This is a genomic window from Amycolatopsis sp. NPDC102522, assembly GCF_055584485.1.
Map to the genome: position 1 here is coordinate 301,815 of NZ_JBVJLY010000006.1, position 20,338 is coordinate 322,152.

Consider the following 20,338-nt stretch of genomic DNA (forward strand, 5'->3'; position numbering starts at 1 on the left):
TGTCAGGTCTTGCGGAATCACTGTTTCCGCTCACTGGTCTTGAGGGGGAAAGCGGCGGGATCGTGCGCCTGAACCGATAACGAAAGGATCACAGATCACGCCGAAGAGCTCCCGCGGGCCGGATCGGCCCGCGGAAGCTTCGGTTTCACCGCTGTCGGGGACTACGCGTTGGCGGGCATACCCTTCTCGTCGGCAGCCGGGGTGGCCGTGCCTTCGAGCAGCTCGCGGACGATCTCGTTCGCCTTGCGCACCTGGGGCGTGATCATCTTGATCTTGATCTTCCCGTCGTGCCCGAGGTTGCCGCCGACCTCGACCGTCTTGTCCTCACCCGGCAGGGGCAGGCCTTGGCAACCGGTGAACTTCTTCTTCGGCATGAGGCCGGTCTGGAAGTAGGCGACGATCGGGTCGTCGACGCAGTCGGTGTTGTACGGGAAGATCCCGTGGCTGCCTTCGTTGTCGACGCTGATCATCTTGGCGCCCGGCAGGCCGTTCGCGGTGGCGAGCCCACCTTCGTACGGCGTGGCCGCGTCGAGTTCGGTCTGCGCGATCATCAGTTTCGGGAACGTCTTCTGATCCGGCGCCGGCTTGGCGTTGGCGGTCGGCCAGAACGCGCACAGCGGCGCGCCCGACTGGGCCATGATCGGCGCGATGAACGGCGCGTTCACGGTCAGGTCGGCCTGCCAGTAGTTCCAGTAGTGCAGGTCCTGGTTCCACTGGCCGTCCTGGCAGCGGATCGCCTCGAACGTCGCGTCCCAGGTCTCGACCTCGGCGCCGCCCTGGTACGAGGCCTTGCGCTCGACCGAGTCCTTCTTCGCGATGGCCTCCAGCGCGTTGCCCTTGGCCTTGGTCAGGAACGCCTTGTTCGCGTCGGTCAGGCCGGGCGTGGTCAGGGCCTTCGCGACGACCTGGTCGAGCTTCTCCGCGTCGGTCCCGGTGGGCGCCGGTCCCTTCGCCAGCGCGGCCACCATCGAGGCCGCCGACGGGTACTGGGTGGTGTCGTACATCGCCGGGATGATGAACCAGGCGGCGTAGAGCATGCCCGCGAACTCGCGGGTGCCGCCCGCCTTCTCCCAGTTGCGGCGGATCTCGAGCGGGTCGGTGCCCGCCTTGTACTTCGCGTCGTTGCGCGCGACGTAGGGCAGCAGCGCCTCCTGGAACTGGCGGTCACGGCTGCGCGGCTGCAGGTCCCAGGTCTTCTCCAGCGTCGAGCGGCTCGCGTCGGTCGACGAGTCGAGCAGGAACCGGTGAGCCTTGCTCGGGAAAGTGGTCGCGTACCAGGTGCCGAGCCACGTGCCGTACGAGTAGCCGACGTAGCTGGTCTTCTTCTCGCCGAGCAGCACCCGGATGAAGTCCATGTCGTACGCGGTCTGCTCGGTGGTGATGAACTTCGTCAGCGGGTTCTTCAGGCAGCCTTCGACCTTCGCCCGGCTGATCACGTTCTGATCCGTGCTGTCCGGGACGGTGTAGCTGCAGGTCAGCGGGGTGCTCTGGCCGACGCCGCGAGGGTCGAAGCCGACGAAGTCGTACTGCGAGGCCAACACGGGGCTGCGCATCGCCATCGCGGCGCCCCACGGCAGGCCTTCGCCGCCGGGGCCACCCGGGTTGACCAGCGCGATGCCCTGCCTGCCGGTGCCGGGGTAGGCGGTCGCGGTCTTGGAGACGCGGACGCCGATGGTGTTGCCGTCCTGCGGGTTGTGCCAGTCACGCGGCACCTGGACGGTGGCGCAGGCGAGGCCCTTGACCTTCTTCAGTTCGGCTTCCGTCGCCGGAGCGACCGAGGGGAACGAGCACTCGCCCCAGGCGACGGCCTGTTTGGTCAGCGCGCCGGCGAGCGCCGCGGTGTCCGGGTCGGCCTTGACCGCGGGAGCCGCACCCGCGGCGGGAGCCAGCACCAGGCCCGAGGCCAGGAACGCACCGGCGACCACGGCCACCGTGCCTCTCCGCGTCTTTCTCGTACTACTGATCACCATGATCCCTTTCGACAGGAGCCCCCGACGTCCGTACGAGAAGTAAAGACCGGTGATCAGCTTTCCCACACGGCCCGGAGATGGCGGATACCCGACATGGCAGGATCTCGACACCGCGAGGGGTCAGCCGGGGCTGGACCAGCCGTGTCGCCAATATCCGGCGAAGGAGATGTCCGCCTTCGCCGCACCCCGTTCGGAAACCAGGTGCCGTCGCAACGACGTCGCCAGCCGGGACTCCCCCGCGACCCAGGTGTGGAACCGCCCCTGCGGCAGCGCGGCCCGGCGGACCGTCTCGAGGGCGAGCGTTCCCGGACGCCGTTCCGGATCGTCCCGGCTCAGCCAATGGATTCGGACACCTTCGGTGGTGTCGTGTCGCCGGATATCGGCGATGGTCGGCACTTCCAGGAAGACTTCCGCGACAAGCGACTCCGGCGCGTCGTCGAGAATCGCCAACGCCGCGGGAAGCGCGCTTTCGTCGGCGACGATGAGCTGCCAGCCGACGTCGTCCGGCGGGCGGTAGGTCGTGCCCATGTCGAAGATGCCGACGGGATCCCCTGGCCCTGCTCCGCGCGCCCAATCGCTCATCGGGGAGTTCCCGTGAAGGGCGAACTCGATGTCGATCTCCTCATCGGCGGGCCTCGCCCGGCGGATGGTGAGCGTGCGCACCCACGGACGGACCGATTTGGGCAGCAACATCAGCTCGGGCATCCACGCCTCGTTCGACAAGGTGGGCATCCGCAGCCGGGACTGTCCCTCGCGAGGGAAGAAAAGCCGCACCGTCTGGTCCGTTCCCGCGACGATGAGATCTTTCAGCGCCGGACCGCCGAGAGTGACCGACGCGAAGCTCGGGCTCAGGAGGACACGCTCTCGCACTTCGAGCGTGATCATCTTGCGTGACGCCGGCAGCCGGAGGCGCGGGATCACTGCACTACCTTCGTGTTTTCGCAGCTCATAGCACTATTATGAGCATTTCCTCAGTTCTTGGGTACTCGCTTTCACCGGCGTGCGGACGACGTCCGGACCTGGGCGAAGTTCGATTCAGGGGCACGACTGCTCACGTTTGCAGGCGCGCCATCAGGACGTGACCTCGGTACCCGCGCCGGACTCGATCAGCCACCGATTCCCTCGGCGAACCGTTGTGCCGCCTCGAAATCCGCCGCCCCAGGACGGTCCTTGCGAATCCCGCCGACGAGCTTGAACGGCGCCCAGGTGTCGAATCCCCGGCAAGAGAACGTACCCACGACGTCGAACCCCTTCCGCCCGAGAAGCCGCGCCAGACGGCGGGTGTAGCGCCGGAACGGCGGCTCGGGCAGCCCGCTCGTAGTGAACACGAACGCCTTCCGCCGTTGCTTCTCCGGCAGTTCCCGGACGAACCGGCGCAGGCGCGGATGGAAGTCCATGTTGAAGATCCCCGAACCGAACCCCACGAGGTCACAGGAATCGAGGTCGGCCGGGTCGATTTCCTCAGGACTCACGACCCGCGCTTCGAGCACTCCCGCCATGGTTTCGGCGATCCGCGCCGTGTTGCCGTGGGACACCGAAACGCACACGATGACGACCTTCATGCCAATCCTCCACTTCGCCGGTCCTTTCCCTTCAGAACCGAGCGGACACGGAGATCGTGACAACGGGCGCGGTGACCCCGGTCACGCCCGCAGGTGATCGCGCAGCGCCCGTGCCACGCCGGCCATCAGAACCTCGGCCTCCGGCTGGATCGCCGCGGGTACCCGGGAACCGGTCAGCGCGGCGATCGCGAAGACCCCGCCGTCGGCGTGTTCGACCACCCCGACCTCGTGCCGCATGTTCAGCACGGTGCCCGTCTTCGACGACCATTTCGTGGCGTCGGAGACGAAATCGGGACTCAGCCGTTGACGCAGCAGGTTGAGCCCCATGAATTCGCGCACCCTCGACGCCACCTCGCCGTCCACTTTGGACGGCTTCCACAGCGCTTCGAGCAGGTTCACGAACGCGCGGGCCGAACCGGAGCTCGCGCGCGTGACGTCGAGCTGGGGAACGGGATGGCCTTGCCCGGCGGTACCCGCGTTGATCGCGAGCGCGTGCGCGAGGTGGACGTCGGCGGGGTCGAAGCGTTCCGCGGGGGTGTCGCTGAGGTCCGCGACCGGATGCCGTGCGGTGATCCCGGAAACGCCCCATTCGCGCGTCATCCTGGTGACCTCGGCGGGCGGCGTCAGCGCGAAGAGCGTGTCCGCCGCTGTCTCGTCGCTGATGGCCATGGTGAGGTACAGCAGATCGTCGATCGCCACCCTCGCCGGATGCCGGAACCGGGTCAGCCCGGTCGGCCCCGGCGCGGTGGCCCGGCCCGGCTGGACGTCGATCGCCGCCGAGCCGTCCAGTTCGCCCCGGCGGATCCGCTCCAGGGTCGCCGTGGCGAGCGGGATCTTCACCAGCGAGGCGCTCGGGAACTCCAGCTCGGGATCGATGCCGATCTCGTAGCCGGTCCGCAGATCCCGCACCAGGAACGAACCCCGCAGGCCGCCGTCGTCCAGTTCGGCACGCAACCGCGAGAGCAGCGTTTCGGTGTTCATGTCGTCTCCTCCGCGCCGAGACACCGGGCGATGTCCGGCCACAATCGTGCCCGGATCCGCTGCGCGTCCTCGCCGAGCCCCGCCGTGATCTCGTAACCTCGCGCCGGCTGGATCTCACCGATGGGCCGCCACGCCAGCCCGAGTTCGGCGGCCTGGGCCGTCGAGCACAGCAGCAGATCGTCCGAGCCGAACACGGCCGCCGCGGCCGCGGTGAGCGAATCGGCGACAGCGACCTGCGCGGGCCGCAATCCCACCGAATCGCGAACCCGGAACAGGCGGTCACGCAGATGCGGCACGTCGTCCTCGGGCTGGATCCAGACCCGGCGGGGCGTGCCGCCGGACCGGCCGACCCGCAACGTCTCCAGGTGGAACGCGCCCGCTCGCGGCTTGCCCACACCGGCCAAGCCGAGGGTGACCTTCCACGTTCCCTCTTCGGCGGGGACGACCGTGAGAGCAGCGCGGACCTCCTGGGTGCGCACGAGTTCCGCCCGTTCCCGCGGCGGGGCTTGCCGGAACTCCAGGAAGACGTCCAGCTCCCGCGCCGCCGCGTCGAGTTCGGCGAGCTCGCGGGTGGTGCAGGTTCCCGGCATCGCGAGCCTCGTCGGCCGCAGTTTGGCGCGGTGCGCGTCGTGCTCCATGGCGTCGGCCAAGGTCACCAGCCGTTTCGCCGACGGCAGCATGTCCCGGCCGAACGGGGTGAGTCGCGCGCGGCGGGTGGAGCGGTCGAACAGCCGCTCGCCGAAGTGCCGTTCCAGCGCGGCGATCCGGCGGCTCGCCACCGGTTGGGGGATGCGGGCGATCGCGGCTCCCGCGGTGAAGGTCCCGGCCTCACTCACGCTCACGAACGCCCGGCAGCTGCCGATCAGGTCCACGACCACATACTATGCACGATTCGCATGGAAGGGGTCATTCGTGTCTTGGACAGCATGACCGGCGCTGGCCAGACTGCGGACATCGAACGATCTTGAAAGGAATCACCGTGTCCGTCACTTCTCGCCGGTGGACAGGCCGAGCCACTCTGCTGGCGCTCTCGGTCGTGTCACTCGCCGCGTGTTCCACCCCGGCTCCCGCGCAGCCGCCCGCCTCCGCACCGTCCGCGAGCTCGGTCGCGACGACCGACTTCGAGCAGCTCGAGCGCACCTTCGGCGCCCGGCTCGGGGTGTACGCGGTGGACACCGCGACAGGCCGCGAGGTCGCCTTCCGCGCCGACGAACGCTTCGCCTACGCCTCGACGCACAAGACGTTCACCGCCGGCGGTGTCCTGCAGCGAACGCCGATCGCCGATCTGGACCGGACGGTGACCTACACCCAGAAGGACCTGGTTTCCAACTCGCCGGTCACGGAGAAGCACGTCGCGACGGGCATGCCGCTGCGCGCCGTCATCGACGCGACCCTCCGGTACAGCGACAACACCGGCGGCAACCTGCTCTTCCGCGAACTCGGCGGGCCCGAGGGCCTCAACGCCGTGCTGCGGGGCATCGGCGACACCACCAGCCACGCCGACCGGATCGAACCCGAACTCAACGACACCTTCCCCGGCGACCCCCGGGACACCAGCACGCCGCGCGCCCTCGCCGTGAGCCTGCGCGCCTTCGCCCTCGGCAACGCGCTGCCCGAGGACAAACGCAAGATCCTGGTCGACATCATGCGCGCCAACACCACCGGCGACGAGAACATCCGCGCCGGGGTCCCCGGCTGGCCTGTCGCCGACAAGACCGGCACGGCGGGCTACGGAACGCGCAACGACATCGGGGTCGTATGGCCGCCGAACCGGGCTCCGATCGTCATCTCCGTCCTGACCGACCGGGCCGACAAGGACGCGAAGATCGACAACAAGCTGCTCGCGCAAGCCACCGCGGCCGCCGTCAAGGTCCTCCCCTGACCCACCGGGCGGACGGGGATCCCCCGTCCGCCCGGCGAGTTTCACCGGATCAGCGCCGGCAGGGGTTGCCCGCCGGGTGCGCGGCGGTGCCGTGCACGTCGGCCTGGGATTCCGCGAGCACGATCTTCGCGAGCGCGGTGTCCAGCGCGACGGCCTGCTGCTTCACGACGCCGTTCGCCACGGTCTGGGCGTTGAGCTTCAGCGAGCCGATGACCAGTGGAATGGTCAACGGCGCCGAGCCCACCGTGATCGACTCACCGTTGATCTTCAGCGAAGCGACGTTCGAACTGCCCGCCAGGACCGGGGCGAGTCCGCCCGGTGCCGTCTGACAGGTCGCCGTGGCCTGCGACTGGATCACGCCGAGCTCGATGTTCAGCCCGAGCGTGCTGATCACCGTCTTGTCGATCTTCGCCGACGCCAGCGCGCGATCGCCCGCGGCCGGAGCCGCCGACTGGTCGTCCGGCGTGAGATCGGTCGACGCGGTGAGCACCTTGGTGTCCACCTTGATCAGGCCCGCGTTGAGCGTCGCGGCGACGACGGTGCGGGTGTCGTCGGCACACGGCAGGTTCGCCGGGTTCGCCTGCGCCGCGGTCACGCCGAGGACGTTCGCCGCGGTGCCCGTGCAGGAGAAGACGCCGTCACGGTCGTCGTCGACGATCGTGCCGACCCCGGTCGGATCGACCAGCCCGGCGCCCGACGGGGCCGAGAGGTTCACCGTGAACGTCTCGTTCGGCTCGTCGACGGTGTCCGGGTTGACCAGCACGGTCACCGGTTTGGCCGTCTGGCCCGGGGCGAACGTGACCATCCCGCTCGCCGTCGCGTAGTCGGCGGGCGCGGTCGCGCTGCCGTTGGCGGTCGAGTACTGGACCGTCACCGGATTCGGGCTGGCGCCGCCGAGCAGCGACACCGTGAAGGTCGCCGGCACCTGCGCACCGCCCGAGCCCTCGTCGACCGACACGTCATTGATGCTCAACCCGAGCACGCGCACTGTCGTGGTCTCGATGTACCCCCGCGAAACACCGTCGATCTGATAGTCGACGACACAGTGATAGGTGCCGGGAGCGGCACTGGCCGAAGCCTTGATCGTCTCGGTGAACGAGGCGACGTCGCCGCTGGTCACCTTGACGCTGCCGGGGTCGTTGGTGACGGTGAGCTGCGGGTCGCAACTGGTCACCTTCGGGGTCACCGTGACCTCGATGGACTTGATGCCGTCCAGGATCGCCTGGGAGACCTGCCCGGCGGGGACGTTGTTCAGCAGCACCCCACCCGTGGCCGACGTGATCGCGGAGGCCTGCCCGCCGGAATCGAGCGCCCCGACGTTGACGGCGACCACGCGGATCTTCGCCGTCTGCAGTGCCGCGATGGTCTGGGCCAGGTCGTGCCCGCCGCTCGGATCGTGCGACGGCGCGTCGCCGAACCACGCGATGATGCGGGTGCCGTCCGGCCGGAAGTCGACCGCGCCGGTGGCCAGCTGGTACAGGGCGTTCAGGTTCGCTTCCGGCGTGTCCCCGCCGCCCGAGGCGACCCACTGGTTGATTCCCGCCTGGACGGCGGCGGTATCGCCGGTGATGCCCTGGTTGACCTTGAAGGGCACCGAGTCGGTGAAGTCCTTGTACTCGGCGACGCCGAACTGCGCGGTCGGCTGCGCGGCGAGCACGTCACCGGTGATGGCGTTGGCGTTCGACCGCACGTTGCCGATCGGCCCGCCCATGCTGCCCGTGGTGTCCGCGAGCAGGACGAGGTCGGGATTCGGCGGCACCGCCGAGGTGGTCACGTTCTTGGTCACGACCGTGCTCTGCCCCGCGTTGAGCGTGAGGTCGACCGTGGCCGGGTCCACCCCCGGTGGGGCCGCGGCGGCGACCGCGGTGGACGCGAGCATCGCCGTGACGGCGGTCATGACGACGAGAAGTGGTCTTCGCGACATGGATTTCCCTTTCGAGACCCGGCCGAAAGCCGGAATTCCTGTGGGCTTCCTGAGAAAGACGGAACATTCCGTATTTCGTTAGCGAATGGCGGAAACGTCACCCATAGCGCCGCATGTCAAGGTGCTCAACGGGCTGTTACCGCGAATCCGGGCTACTCGGACCATGTCCGCGTTAGGCCGGTAAGTGGAAAGATCTCCGGCAGCTCTCACTCACGAGCGTGAGAAAGACCGGGAATCTCCACGTTTTCCGTGATCGGTTCACGGCGGGAAAGGCGATTTCGTGCGGATCTTCCTTGCCGAACACGCACCGAATGTCGCAACGCCACGGGCGGCCGAGACCGTGGCGAGATCATTCAACATCCGGAACCTCACCGCTCGTTTGTCGGCCGCAGGGCCGAGTGAAACGACCTTGATCAACGGAGGATCCGGACCGGGATCACCAGCCTCGTGAGTGGCAAGGGTGGTTCTAACCGTCGTTACCATTCACGAGGGCCGGGACCGCACGCCGGTTAGGCCAGGTCGACGGGCCGCGTCCGCAGTTTGGCGGCGATGCGGGCCAGGTCCTGCTGGTCCTCCGCGTTCAACGGGTCGAGGACGAGCTCCCGCACCGAACGGACGTGCGTGGGCGCCGCCTTGACGACCACCTCGTAGCCGCTGTCGGTGAGCACGGCGAGGGTGTATCGCCCGTCCTCGGGATCAGGCGTTCGCTCCACCCACCCTCGCTGCTCGAACCGCTTGACCACATTGGACAGCCGGGAAAGCGAGCCGTTGGCGAGGTAGGCCAGCTCGCTCATCCGCAGCCGTCGCTCCGGAGCGTCCGAGATATGGCTGAGGGTCAGGTACTCGAACAGCGTCAGCCCGGCGTCGTGCTGCAGCGGCGACTCCAGCCGCCCCGGCAGCAGGAGGACCAGGGAGACCAGTCCGGTCCAAGCCTCCTTCTCGGCAGGAGTCAGCCACAGCGCTTCGTCCGGGTCCGGGGTCGCATGAGTGGCCATGGCGGAACCCTACCGAGAAGCGCGCGACTTCACACGTGAAGTCAAATCGTGCTACGTTGACTTCATGCATGAAGTCAACGAGAACACCACCACGACCCAGCCGCAGTTCTTCACCACCCCCGGCCACGGCGAGCGGCTCCAGGCCGAGACGCGCTACAGCCAGGCGGTGCGCGTCGGCGATCGCGTCGAGATCTCCGGGCAGGGCGGCTGGGCCAGCGACCTGCCCTTCCCCACCTTCCCCGAGGACCTGGAAGCCGAGATCGTCCAGACCTTCGAGAACATCGAGCGGACCCTCGCCGCCGCGGGTGCCACCTGGCGGGACGTCATCTCCGTGAACTCCTACCACGTCCCGGAATCCCCCGGCTTCATCGGCGAGACCCACAACCGCGTCATGGTCGAGCAGTTCCGTGAGCGGATGGGCGACCGTACGCCGATCTGGACCGAGATCGGCGTCCCCGCCCTCGCCGCGCCGAAGATGCGCGTGGAGATCAGGGTCACCGCGATCACCGGGGACTCCCGCGTGTGAACGCCGTGCCCCTTGGGTACTACCCGAGTGCGCCCATGCTCTTGGCCCGGCTGGGAAACCCGCTAAGGAGACACGCGTGGGTACTACGGGAACACGGCAAGCATACGAATTCCCCACTGGCAGCGCCCCGCCACTGGGACAGGTCCGGGCCTGGCTCCGGGATCAGCTGAGCGAGGTCGGCCGCATCACCATCGCGGACACCGAACTGCTGACCACCGAACTGGTCACCAACGCGCACGAACACGCGGACGGCGTCGCCGAACTCAGGGTGTCCGTCACTTCGGACCGCGACGTGGTCCGCGTCGAGGTCGACGACCGCCGCCCGCATCTGCGACCGCGCCGGGTGACCAAACAGGATCCGACGAGCCCGCACGGGCGGGGGCTGGCACTGGTCGAGGCGATCAGCACCGCATGGGGCGTGGACACCGGCACGGGATACAAAACGGTGTGGGCGGAGATCCCGGTGCTCTGACACGATCATCCAGTGGCAGCATCGCGAGACACTCTGGTGGCACCGATGCTGCGGCCAGGTGATCGCGTCCGGCTCGTGTCCCCCGCCAGCTTTCCGAGCCGCGAGCTCGTCGCCGAGACCACTGCGGTACTTGAAAGCTGGGGGCTGAAGGTCGAAGTCGGCGCGCACGCGTTCGACCGGTGGGGGTACATGGCGGGCCGGGACGAAGACCGGCTGGCCGATCTCGACGACGCGTTCCGTGATCCCGCCGTCCGCGCGGTGCTCGCCACCCGCGGCGGCGCGGGCGCGTACCGCATCGCCGACGACCTCGATTTCGCCGCGGTCCGGGCCGATCCCAAGCCGGTGATCGGTTTCAGCGACATCACCGCTTTGCACCTCTCGCTCCGGCACCACTGCGGGCTGGCGGGAATCCACGGTTTCCTGGCAGGGGCCCGTTCCGCGGCCGCGACCCGGCGCCTGCTGATGAGCACCGAACCCGCCGTCCTGCTTCGCGACCCGCGAGCCATGACCGTCGCGGCCGAGGTCCCCGGCATCGCCACCGGGGACCTCGTCGGCGGCAACCTCGGCACCGTCTCCCACGCCGTCGGCGCAGGACTTCCTTCGTTGGCAGGCACCATCCTGTTCCTCGAAGCCGAGCGGACCATCGGCCTCGGGCAGATCGATCGGCAGCTGACCCAGCTGATCCGATCCGGCGCGCTGCGCGGCGTACGCGGTGTCGCGCTCGGCCGCTTTCCCGGTTTCGAGGACTACACCGACCGCGGCTGGACCCTCGTCGACGTCTTCGAGGATCGGCTGGGCGCGCTGGGAGTCCCGGTGCTCGGCGGGATCGACGTCGGGCACGGCCCTGATCCGCTGTCCCTGCCGCTGGGGACGGCCGCTGTCCTGGACACGGACGCCGGAACTCTCACCGTCGCGCCGGCCGTGTGCTGAGGCCTACTCCGGCCAGGCATGCGGCGCTTCTCGACGGCCTGAACCTACTTCGCCTCGACCTGGCCGAGCGGGTCCGGCGCGGAGACCAGTTCGTCACACGCCGACTGCCAGGAGTCGTCCCCGGGATAGAGCGCGGAACGTAAGTAGGCCACCGTGAGGCGCTGCACCTCGGCCACCCGCTCCAGGTTCTCGTCCGTCGTCTCGGCGACGTCGTAGCCGGAGATCCCGCCGAGGCCGTGCTCCGCATCGAACAGGGTGAGCAGCGTCTTGCGGCCCGGCGAAAGGAAGTACGGATCGGTGTGCCACTCCGGGCCGCGAACCGTCAGATGCGTGGAGGAGTCCTTGTCCCCGGCGACGACGAGCGCGGGCGTCGTCATCGTGGAGAAATCCGTGCTGAGGAAGAAGGAGTAGTTCTCGGCCACGAATCCGGTGACGGCGTCACCACCGCGACCGGGTGCGGCGAGCAGCACACCGGCGGAGATCCGGGGCTCGGCGAGGTCCACTTCCTCACCATCGGCGTCGGTGTAGCGCGCGCCCAGCAGGAGGCTCGCGGTGTGCCCGCCCATCGAATGCCCGGCGACGGCGACCTTGCCCCGGTCCAGCCTGCCGCGCAGGTGGGGAACGGCGTCCTCGATCTCGTCTAGCCGGTCGAGGATCCGGATCATGTCCTCGGCCCGGGATCGTTGGTACAGCGGCGCTTCCGGGTCGCCGGCAGCCAGGTTCAGCGTCCGCGAGCTCAGGTGGGTTGGCTGGATGACGACGAAGCCGTGCGCCGCCCAGAAGTTCACGAGGGGCGCGTAGCCGTTCAGCGACGAGAGGTGGTTCGAAGGGCCCTGGCCGTGCGACAGCAGGATGACCGGCAGTTCGCTTCCGGTCGTCGGCGCGGAGATCCGCAGTCGCAGGTCCACGGCCCGATCCGGCGTCGGCAGGACCACCGGAGCGATCGAGAGGACCGGCGTCGGGGTGGTAGCGCTCATGATGAGCCTTCCCTGGTGTCAAGGCGCCGCACTAAGCGGAGCACTGTTCCACAAACATACGGAGCAGTGTTCCGCTTTGTCAAACCTGCAGAGGCTCGATGCGCATGCCTCAACGATCACGCACTACGCAAGGTGTTTCCGCGCCCAGGCCGCGAAACCGGTCAGCGGGATGCCGAGCTCCCGCGCGAACCGCGGCCGTCCCGGCTGGCCGATCACGTTCAGCCACTCGTGCGAAGCGCCCATCGGCGGCATCCCGGCGGCGACAGCCTGCTCCACGGTCATGTCCGGAGCCGCCAGCCGCATACCCAGCACCTCCGAAAGGACCTCGGCGATCTCCGCCATGGTCAGGAAATCGCTCGCGAGCTCGAGTTCGACACCCGAGAACCGCTCCGGTTCGGCGATGGCCGCGGCGGCCGCTGCCCCGATGTCGTCCACGGCGGCCAGGGAAAGGCTCGACGACGGCTTGACGACGCTCACCAGGCCGCCCTCGACCCCGCGCGGGAAGAGGAACTTCATGTCGGGCAGGAAGTTCTCCATGAAGAAGCCGGGCTTGAGGAGTGTCCATTGCGGAAAGCCCGCCTCGCGGAGGCGGGCCTGGATCGAGGCTTTGGCTCCCAAGGTGGGTTCCATCGAAGCCCAGCGGCCTTCGGCCCATCCGGGCGCTTCGACATGCTGACCAGCCCCGGAGACGGAGGTGTGCACGAACTGCGGCACTCCGGCCGCCTTCGCGCCCTCGATGAGATTGACGCCTTGAGCCACCTCCCCGGCGAAGTCGAACCCTTCCGCGCTCATGCCGGGCATCTGCACCGAGAAGACGGCGCGGGCGCCCTTGGCCGCCCGGGTCACGGAATCGAGGTCGTGGAGGTCGCCGACGACGAGTTCGGCGCCGAGCGCTTCGACGGCCTTCGCCCTCGCTGGGTCACGTACGAGCGCGCGGACGGGAACGCCCGCCGCGAGCAGCGCCCGGGCGGTCGCACCGCCCTGCCTGCCGGTGGCACCGGTGACCAAAACGGGTGCTGAGGACATGATCGCTCCTTCGGTCGATAAAGCGGCGGGGCCCGCCACTTATCGTCCGCTACGATATGGCGGGGCCCGCCACTTACGCAAACATCGAGGTGAAGGCATGTCGGACGGCCAGCGCGCCGACGCGCGGCGCAACTACGCGCACATCCTCGGGGTGGCCGAGGAAGAGGTCGCGACCCATGGCTCCGGTGCTTCGCTGGAGCAGATCGCCCGCACCGCCAACGTCGGCTCGGCGACCGTGCGCCGCCACTTCCCCACCCGCCGGGCCCTGCTGGAAGCGGTCTCCGCGAAACGGATCGCGGCACTGTGCGCTCGCGCCGTCGAACTGACCGGCGAGGACGACAGCCGGAAGGCGCTCCTGACCTGGCTCGACGACGTCGTCGGCTATTGCGTCTCCGCCCGCGGGCTGGCGGCCGCGCTCTCCTACGACGAGACCGATCCCGCGCACGAGAACTCCTGCTCCTCCGCCCTCGAAGAAGCCGGAGAACCGCTTCTGCGGCAGGCCGCGCGGGGCGGAGTGGTGGCGCCCGAGGTCACCGTCGCGGACCTGATCACGCTGATCGTCGGCATCGTCCTGGCGACCGAGCACTACCCGGATCCCGCCGCCCAGGCGGACAGGCTGTTCCGGCTGGCCGTGGCGGGCTTGAGCCCCAGGACTTGAAAGGGGCCGGAGCGGTCACCCGCTCCGGCCCCGGATCGCGCTCGCGGTTACCTCGTGCCGCGGCGGCCCGACGAGACCACAGCCGGGACCGGTCCGCCGTTGATCACGAACTGCGACCCCGGCTCACGGACGACGTCGCCGCCCGCCGAGTTCGTGATCGTCACGTTCGTCAAGGTCGCGCTGCCGCGGGCGCCGCTCATCGCGAGGAGGCCGGCCCCGTTGTTCGACTTGTCGATCTTGACGTCTCTGACGGCCGCCGTCACCACGCCGCCACCCGTTTTGAACTGGATGCCGTCGTAGGTCGAGTCGTGGATCTCCGTGTCCCGCAGGACGACCCCGGGAATGTCCTTGCCCTGCGCGAAGAACGTGATCGCGCCGAACTCCTGCTGCTCGCCCCAGAACACCCCGCCGCAGCGGTACAGGGCGTTGTTCGCGATGAGCGTCTGCCCGGAGAACGGCAGCGGATCGTGATCCGTCGCCAGCATGATGCCCGGATAGTTCATCGTGTCGTGGACGATGTTGTTCTCGATCTTGTTGCCGTAGCCGCCGTAGATCGCGATCCCGTTGGCACGCCACGGAAGCTGGATCGTGTTGTTGGCGAACACGTTGTCGTGCGCGATGTCCTGTGAAGTGTCCTTCACGTACTGGTTCGCCCACACCGCGAGCGAGTCGTCACCGGTGGTGCGGAACGACGAGTTGGACACCTTCGAGTTCCTGGTGCCGTTGGTGAAGTTGATGCCGTCGGCGTAGGTGTTCCGGATGCGCATGCCGCTGAACTCCAGGCCGTCGGCCGGACCCCAGAGCGCCGGGAGGTTGCTGTAGTCCCGGCCGACCCACACACCGACGTTGGCGTGCTCGATCCACACGTTCGAGATCTTCGTCCCGGTCCCGAACCGGCCGTTGAGGCCGACGCCGCCTTCCGCGCCGCCGTCCCCGCCCCGGATCCGGCCGGAACCGAAGATGGCGATGTCGGAGATCTGGGTGTTCTTGTCGATGTCGAAGCCGAAGTTCCCTTCGTGCGGGTGGTTGATGCCGCCCGCGTTCTGCGGCTCGATCTGCGAGTACAGCTGCGAATGCCACATCCCGGCACCGCGGATCGTCACGTCGGAGATGCCGATCTGGTTGTACTGGCCGCCACCGTTGGGCACGTTCGGATCGTCGGTCAGGATCTTCTTCTCCTGCCGCCACTGCCCGGCCGGGATCCAGACGCAGCCGGTCACGCCGTTCTGGTCGTCGGTCACCGCGCGCTGGATCGCGGTCGAGTCGTCGTTCCCGTCGTTCGGCACCGCGCCGTACTCCGTGATCGACACGCAGTTCGCGGGCTTCTCCGTGGCGGGCGCAACCTGCTCCAGATCGATGAGGTCGACGACGTAGAACGCCCCGTTGTCACCGCTGTCCCGCTGCAGCTTGAACTTCGTGCCCGGCGGGTACGACTGGGACAGCAGCGCGTGCGACTCGTCGAACAGCCGTCGCGCGTTGGCCTGCGGGGTGTTCGTCAGGCCTTCGGGGTCGTCGGTGCTGCCGTAGAGCCAGCTGTGCTTCGACGACAGCGTCAGCTTCTGCGTGAAAGTCCCGTTGACGTACAGGCTGATCGTCGCGTCCTGCCCGCCACCGCCGGGGGCGTCGGGGATGGAGTTGCGCACGACGATCGAGTTCGCCTGGTTCGACGACGTGAACTCGACGTACTGGCCCTGGTCCGCCAGCCGCACGGACTTGCGACCCGAGGACTCGGTCGCGAAGTTCGTGTGGCCGAAGGTGCGCAGCGGGTCGGCCTCCAGCAGTTGTCCTTGGTACTGCGCGTTTTCCGCCTCATACTCGACGTACGGGACAGCCGCGCCGCGGCCGACCACGATCGCCCGCGAGAGGCTGTTGTTGGCTTCGTTGGTCTCCGTGACCGTGCCGGTCGCGTCGGCCGTCGCGGAGAGGGTCGCGCCCCCGTTGGCGGCGGTCCACGTGCCCGAGATCGCGACGTTCGCGGTGGCGCCCGCTTCGATCGCGCCGGTGGTGCCGGTCAGCGTGGCGCCGCCGACGACCAGCCGGGTCACCGAAGCGCCCGCGCCGCTCGTGCCCCGGTTGTGCACCGCGACGGTGAACGACACGGCCGAACCGACCGCCGGGTTGGGCGGGTTGGAGGTGATGCCGGTGACTTCGAGGTCGGGTCCCGGCGACTGTGCGATGACCAGCGACGTCGGCGAGGTGAACGTGTTGTTGGTTTCGTTCTGCTCGGCCACCGTGTTCGCGGGGTCGGCCGAGGCGACAACGCTGTACGTGCCCTGGGGACGCGAACCCGCGTTCACCGTCACCGTGGCGGACGCGCCCGCGGCGAGCGCCGGGACAGCCGCCTCACCGACGACGGTGCCGCCGAGGCTGACGTTCACGGTCGTCGCGCCCGCGTTCGCGGTGCCGGCGTTCTTCACCGTGGCGGACACGGCGAGCTGACTGGTCTCCGTCGGGTTCGCCGGTGTCCAGGTCGTGCCGGAGACGACGAGGTCCGGGTTCGGCGCCGGTGTGCCGATGACCTGAAACTCCGCGACCTGGCCACCAGGAGCGCCGGAGTTGGCGAAGAACTGCAGCCGCAGGTCCGACGCGCGTCCGCTGACCGGGATGACCACCGAGTTCTGGTTCGTGGCCGGGTCGAAGCGATGGTCCGCCCGCGCCGACAGGGAGGTGAACGCGGTGGCGCCCTGCGCGCGGCCGAGGATCTCGAAGTTCTGCGTCCGCGCACCCCAGACGGCCTCCGGGGCGAGCTTCACCACGACCGAGTCGACCTCCGCGTCGACCCCGAGCTTCACCGTCAGCGAGTTCGGATAGCCCGCGGCGGATTCCCAGTACGTGGCGGTGTTGTTGTCGTTGGCATTGGCGGCGACAAACGAGTGGACCGTCGAGGTGGCCTCGATCGGCTTGCCCGCCGCCAGGTTCGCGCCCGCGCTCGTCCCGGAGCGCACGACGTGGTCGCTGTCGCCGGATTCGTTGCCCGCCGCGTCCTTGGCCCGCACGAAGTACTCGACTCGCGTCCCCGCGGGCCTGGCCTCGGTGAACGAGGTGCCGGTGATCGTGGTGACCGGTGTGCCGTCGCGATAGACGGTGTAGCCGGTGACGCCGACGTTGTCGACCGAAGCCGACCAGGTCAGCCGGACCTGCCCGGCGGCGGGCTCGGTCAGCGCGAGATTCGCAGGCGCGCTCGGCGCCTGCGTGTCGCCGGTGTCCGGTCCGTACAGCTCGAATTCCGAGAGCTGCGCGGCAGGCCATCGCGTGTTCGCGGTGACCTGCAGCCGCACATAGCGGGCCGACGCGGTCATCGGGATCGTGACCGTGTCGGCGCCGGGGGCGAACGCGTAGCCGGTCGGGGCGGCGAGGTCGGTGAACGCCGTGCCGTCGGCGCTACCGCGCACTGCCAGCGTCTGGGTGCGGGGCTCCCAGCCCGACGGCAGTTTCAGCACGATCCGCGAGAGGGATTTGGCCACCCCGAGGTCGGCCTGGATCCACTGAGGGAAAGCGTTGTTGACCGATTCCCAATAGCTGTCCTGGTTTCCGTCGACGGCGTTCGCGACGGGATAGCCGGGCAGCGCGCTGCTGGCCGACACCGTCCGGGTCAGCGGCACCTCCGCGAGCGCGGCCTGTCCGGGTGGGGCGGCGGTACCCGGGGGTGGCCCGCTCGCGGCGGAAGCGAGGGAGAGCCCGGCGACGGAAAGCCCCGTGGCCAGGCAACCGGCGATGATCCGGGACAGGCGCATACGTGTCATGGCGTCTTCTCTTCTTTGAGACAGCGGGGAGGGAGCCAGAGCCGTTTGAGCATGCAACAACCAGTGGACAGAATGCAAGAAGTTGACATGTTTCAGAAATTTTGCGACTACTTTCAGAGCGCGCTTGGCCGATGGCTTCAGTGCACGCTCGTGCACTTAAAGGCAGCCTGGCCGCTCTGAGTCGCGTCTCCGGTCCCGCCGTGACACATCGGTGCCATCGGCACTCCCGTGCCGATGGCACTGGTCCCATGCCGCCCGGCGCGGCCTTCTCCCGTCTTTAGTCGCTATCAACGGCCGTATCCGCTTGCCTAGCATGGGAAAACCGGCGTCGGATCCGGCCGGGCGACCCCTGGCGATCCCGCCGCGGTCGAAAGCGGCACGCCGTCGATTTCCCCTTCTTTTCTGTATTTCCCTGCATTGGAAGGCACCATGCGCATTCGAGGTCTCCTCACCGCACTGCTGTGCGCGGCCGGGCTCATGACGGTCGCGCCCGCCGCCGGCGCGGCCCCCATCATCGACGGTGGATACGCCCAGTCCGGCCCGTGGGCGGCCATGATCGAGCAGAACGGCTCGCAGTGGTGCTCCGGTTCGATCATCAGCGCCCGCTGGGTGCTCACCGCCCGGCACTGCATCGACGAACCCGGCGCCGAATACTCGGTCCGTGTGGGCGATGTCGACCACCGGGCCGGAACCTACGCCGCAGTGGCCGCCATCCACACGCCCTCCGGCGGTGCCGACATCGCCCTGCTGCGGCTCGACCGTTCGGTCAGCACGACGTACGCGTCCCTCGGTACTTCCGTCGCCACCGGTGACACCGAATACGTTTACGGCTGGGGCTACAACGAAGACGGCGACCTGCAGCGCTACCTGAAGGTCGCCCAGATGAAGGTGACCAGTGTCGGGAATGGACTGATCAAGGCGCGCCGGGGCAACGGGCTGACCAATGGCGGCGACTCGGGCGGACCGGTCTTCGTCGGCGGCAAACAGGTCGGCGTGCACATCGCCGGCAACAAGGTGGACAGCTCGACGCACACCGGCATCGTGGCGAACCGCACCTGGATCCGCGACACTTCGGGCGTCTAGCGGTGACTCCCCCGGACGGGCTCGGCGCGCAGCTGGCCAGACTGGGTCTCGGCGAGACCGCCGCCCGGATCTACCGCCGGATGCTCGAAAGCGCGCCCGTGACCGCCGGGGAACTGGCCTGGCGGGACGACGACGCGGAGACCGTCCATCTGGCACTGAAGGAACTGGCGGACGCGGGGCTGGCGGTGTCGTCCGGAGTGGACGGTGCCGAATTCCTCCCCGCGAACCCCGGTGAGGCGCTCGCCGCGCTGACCACACGACGGCAGGCCGAACTGCACGACGCGCGGCTCGCGGTCCAGACCGCGTACCGCGCCTTCCGGCGAGCACATTCGGGGATGCCCCACGCGCAGGATCTGCTCGAAGTGGTCACCGGCGACGCCATTCTCCCCCGGCTCCAGCACCTCGCGACCACGGTGCGGCACCAGGTCCGCCGTCTCGATTCCCCGCCCTACTTCACCGGAGGCCGTCGGAACCTGCTGGAGGAAGAGCAGCTGCGGCGCGGAATCGGCTACCGCTGTGTCTACAGTGGAGCGTCGATGGGCGATCCCGGCTACCTCGCCGCGAACATCCTGCCGTGCCTGCGAGCCGGTGAGCAGGCACGGCTACTGCCCGAGCTCCCGGTGAAACTGACGCTCTTCGACGACCGGGCGGCCACCATCGCTCTGACGATCCGGGAGGCCGATCGCAACCAGTCCATCGTGATCGTGCGCCCTTGCAGCCTTTTCTCCGCGCTGGAAGGGTTGTTCGAAACCTCCTGGGCCGCGGCGCTTCCACTCGACCGGCAGGGACGGACGGCCGAGCAGCCGATCCGGCCGATCGAACGCGAACTGCTGATCCTGCTCGCCGCCGGGCGCAAGGACGACGAGATCGCCGCCGAACTCGGGGTCAGCAGGCGCACCCTGTTCCGCTATCTCGAAACCCTGATGGACCGCGCCGGCGTCTCCAGCCGGTTCCAGCTGGGGGTCTTCGCCGCCCACAACAGCTGGCTCTGACATTGCCGGCCGGGTTGCGCATGTGTGGCACGTCACACTGTCATTGCACACTCTCGGTCGCCGAAGACGGCGTCGTGGCCCTCCCAACTGACATGGAACAGGCCCAACCGGAAACTCCGGTCGGGCCTGTTTCCTGCCACCCTCACTCGGATGGGGTCACCCTGACAGCTCATCCCCGCTGCGCAGAACGCGCGAAGAGCGGAAGGTGATCTTGAAAGGAGGGCGGCATCATGGGGAATCACCGACAGCACAACGGCACCGCGTCGCTCCGGATCGCCACCGCCGGCCTGCGGGTTTGCGCGGTCGCCGTCGCGGTCGCGGCCTGTGCCTGGCTCGCGCTGTGGCTCGCTTTCACCCTCTGAGCCCGGCCGGACCGGGCTGAGCTTCCGGCGGGCTTCCGGGTTCCGGCAGCGGGCGGTCCGGACCCGGATCGGGGACCCGCTCGGGCACCCCGGGGTCCGGTAGCGGCTCGGGCCTGCCGGGGTCCGGCACCGGCTCGGGGATACCGGGATCGGGAACTCCGGGGTCCGGCGGCATCGGGTTCGGTGGCGCCGGAGGGGCGGTCATTCCAGCACTGGTCATCGCTGTACCTCCTGCTCACGCCACTACCCGCTCCG

At 68.7% G+C, this 20,338-nt stretch carries 19 protein-coding genes; 8 read left to right on the forward strand and 11 right to left on the reverse strand.

Going from position 1 to position 20,338, the window contains the following annotated elements; translation table 11 throughout:
- Positions 1-161: 161 nt before the first annotated feature.
- From ACZ6YV_RS18040 to ACZ6YV_RS18060, 5 genes are all read right to left on the reverse strand, one after another.
- Complete coding sequence (locus tag ACZ6YV_RS18040; protein ID WP_465510676.1) at positions 162-1,931, reverse strand: alpha/beta hydrolase; 1,770 nt, start codon at positions 1,929-1,931, stop codon at positions 162-164.
- A 159-nt stretch (positions 1,932-2,090) separates the two neighbouring features.
- A complete protein-coding gene (locus tag ACZ6YV_RS18045; RefSeq protein ID WP_465510677.1) occupies positions 2,091-2,891 on the reverse strand; it encodes a siderophore-interacting protein in 801 nt (266 codons plus the stop codon).
- Between the two features lie 185 nt (positions 2,892-3,076).
- Positions 3,077-3,532, reverse strand: coding sequence for a flavodoxin family protein (locus tag ACZ6YV_RS18050; RefSeq protein ID WP_465510678.1), 456 nt, complete (start codon positions 3,530-3,532; stop codon positions 3,077-3,079).
- Positions 3,533-3,613: 81 nt separating this feature from the next.
- On the reverse strand, positions 3,614-4,513 hold the full coding sequence (locus ACZ6YV_RS18055) for a serine hydrolase (protein WP_465510679.1): 900 nt from the start codon (positions 4,511-4,513) through the stop codon (positions 3,614-3,616).
- On the reverse strand, positions 4,510-5,391 hold the full coding sequence (locus ACZ6YV_RS18060; RefSeq protein WP_465510680.1) for a LysR family transcriptional regulator: 882 nt from the start codon (positions 5,389-5,391) through the stop codon (positions 4,510-4,512). The genes ACZ6YV_RS18055 and ACZ6YV_RS18060 overlap by 4 nt, the downstream gene beginning before the upstream one ends.
- Before the next feature lie 95 nt (positions 5,392-5,486).
- On the opposite strand from ACZ6YV_RS18060, the gene bla reads away from it, so the two are divergent.
- Complete coding sequence (gene bla / locus ACZ6YV_RS18065; RefSeq protein ID WP_465510727.1) at positions 5,487-6,395, forward strand: class A beta-lactamase; 909 nt, start codon at positions 5,487-5,489, stop codon at positions 6,393-6,395.
- 49 nt (positions 6,396-6,444) lie between these two features.
- On the opposite strand, the gene ACZ6YV_RS18070 is transcribed toward bla, so the two are convergent.
- The gene (locus ACZ6YV_RS18070) at positions 6,445-8,319 is read right to left on the reverse strand and encodes a Calx-beta domain-containing protein (RefSeq protein ID WP_465510681.1); all 1,875 of its coding nucleotides are present in this window, start codon (positions 8,317-8,319) and stop codon (positions 6,445-6,447) included.
- A gap of 509 nt (positions 8,320-8,828) precedes the next feature.
- On the reverse strand, positions 8,829-9,314 hold the full coding sequence (locus ACZ6YV_RS18075; protein WP_465510682.1) for a MarR family winged helix-turn-helix transcriptional regulator: 486 nt from the start codon (positions 9,312-9,314) through the stop codon (positions 8,829-8,831).
- Between the two features lie 64 nt (positions 9,315-9,378).
- On the opposite strand from ACZ6YV_RS18075, the gene ACZ6YV_RS18080 reads away from it, so the two are divergent.
- From ACZ6YV_RS18080 to ACZ6YV_RS18090, 3 genes are all read left to right on the forward strand, one after another.
- The gene (locus ACZ6YV_RS18080) at positions 9,379-9,840 is read left to right on the forward strand and encodes a Rid family hydrolase (protein WP_465510683.1); all 462 of its coding nucleotides are present in this window, start codon (positions 9,379-9,381) and stop codon (positions 9,838-9,840) included.
- Between the two features lie 76 nt (positions 9,841-9,916).
- Entirely contained in the window at positions 9,917-10,312 is a 396-nt protein-coding gene (locus ACZ6YV_RS18085) for an ATP-binding protein (protein WP_465510684.1), read from the forward strand.
- A gap of 12 nt (positions 10,313-10,324) precedes the next feature.
- Positions 10,325-11,242 carry a S66 peptidase family protein gene (locus ACZ6YV_RS18090; protein WP_465510685.1) on the forward strand — a complete coding sequence of 306 codons (918 nt, stop codon included), beginning with the start codon at positions 10,325-10,327 and terminating at the stop codon, positions 11,240-11,242.
- Positions 11,243-11,286: 44 nt separating this feature from the next.
- Here ACZ6YV_RS18090 and ACZ6YV_RS18095 read toward each other — a convergent pair whose 3' ends face one another.
- Both ACZ6YV_RS18095 and ACZ6YV_RS18100 read right to left on the reverse strand, forming a co-directional pair.
- On the reverse strand, positions 11,287-12,219 hold the full coding sequence (locus tag ACZ6YV_RS18095; RefSeq protein ID WP_465510686.1) for an alpha/beta hydrolase family protein: 933 nt from the start codon (positions 12,217-12,219) through the stop codon (positions 11,287-11,289).
- A 123-nt stretch (positions 12,220-12,342) separates the two neighbouring features.
- Positions 12,343-13,245, reverse strand: coding sequence for an NmrA family NAD(P)-binding protein (locus ACZ6YV_RS18100; protein WP_465510687.1), 903 nt, complete (start codon positions 13,243-13,245; stop codon positions 12,343-12,345).
- A gap of 97 nt (positions 13,246-13,342) precedes the next feature.
- Here ACZ6YV_RS18100 and ACZ6YV_RS18105 point away from each other — a divergent pair, with 97 nt between their 5' ends.
- Positions 13,343-13,903, forward strand: a complete 561-nt coding sequence (locus ACZ6YV_RS18105; protein ID WP_465510688.1) for a TetR/AcrR family transcriptional regulator — start codon at positions 13,343-13,345, stop codon at positions 13,901-13,903.
- A 47-nt stretch (positions 13,904-13,950) separates the two neighbouring features.
- Here ACZ6YV_RS18105 and ACZ6YV_RS18110 read toward each other — a convergent pair whose 3' ends face one another.
- Positions 13,951-17,646 carry a CARDB domain-containing protein gene (locus ACZ6YV_RS18110; protein WP_465510689.1) on the reverse strand — a complete coding sequence of 1,232 codons (3,696 nt, stop codon included), beginning with the start codon at positions 17,644-17,646 and terminating at the stop codon, positions 13,951-13,953.
- 429 nt (positions 17,647-18,075) lie between these two features.
- On the opposite strand from ACZ6YV_RS18110, the gene ACZ6YV_RS18115 reads away from it, so the two are divergent.
- The 3 genes from ACZ6YV_RS18115 to ACZ6YV_RS18125 all read left to right on the forward strand — a co-directional run bounded on the left by ACZ6YV_RS18115 (position 18,076) and on the right by ACZ6YV_RS18125 (position 20,083).
- Entirely contained in the window at positions 18,076-18,729 is a 654-nt protein-coding gene (locus ACZ6YV_RS18115; RefSeq protein ID WP_465510690.1) for a S1 family peptidase, read from the forward strand.
- 2 nt (positions 18,730-18,731) lie between these two features.
- On the forward strand, positions 18,732-19,721 hold the full coding sequence (locus ACZ6YV_RS18120) for a helix-turn-helix transcriptional regulator (protein ID WP_465510691.1): 990 nt from the start codon (positions 18,732-18,734) through the stop codon (positions 19,719-19,721).
- Positions 19,722-19,951: 230 nt separating this feature from the next.
- Entirely contained in the window at positions 19,952-20,083 is a 132-nt protein-coding gene (locus ACZ6YV_RS18125) for a hypothetical protein (protein WP_378246257.1), read from the forward strand.
- Here ACZ6YV_RS18125 and ACZ6YV_RS18130 read toward each other — a convergent pair.
- Positions 20,073-20,303, reverse strand: coding sequence for a hypothetical protein (locus tag ACZ6YV_RS18130; protein WP_465510692.1), 231 nt, complete (start codon positions 20,301-20,303; stop codon positions 20,073-20,075). The genes ACZ6YV_RS18125 and ACZ6YV_RS18130 overlap by 11 nt on opposite strands.
- Positions 20,304-20,338 lie beyond the last annotated feature (35 nt).